We start from the raw sequence: 384 nt of genomic DNA on the forward strand, positions 1-384 counted from the left end.
AGGCCGGGGCACGGGGGTAGATACGGCTGGGCTTACCCGTAAAATAGCGGTGGTCTGCCGCGCATTGGACGTGAACCAGCCGGATGGAAATGACGCGCTCGACGTGCTGACCAAGGTCGGCGGTCTGGAGATTGCCGCCTTGGCGGGCGTCATCCTCGGCGCAGCCGCACATCGCTGTCCAGTCGTGCTGGACGGCTTTATTTCCGGCGCAGCCGCCCTCGCTGCGCGCGCTCTGGCGCCTGCAAGCGCGGCGTACATGCTCGCCTCGCACGCCTCGGACGAGCGCGGACACGCCGCGGTGCTACGCCAGCTCAAGCTGGAGCCCATGCTGCATTTGGACATGCGGCTCGGGGAGGGCACAGGTGGGGCGCTGAGCCTGCACCT

Annotated in this window: 1 protein-coding gene; it reads left to right on the top strand. The window is 68.0% G+C overall.

Features of this window, described 5'->3' with window-relative positions:
• Positions 1-384 (top strand): nicotinate-nucleotide--dimethylbenzimidazole phosphoribosyltransferase (locus WG8_RS28130; protein ID WP_007429403.1); only part of this gene is annotated, 384 nt, incomplete at both ends.

The organism is Paenibacillus sp. Aloe-11, assembly GCF_000245715.1.
Lineage (GTDB): Bacteria > Bacillota > Bacilli > Paenibacillales > Paenibacillaceae > Paenibacillus > Paenibacillus kribbensis.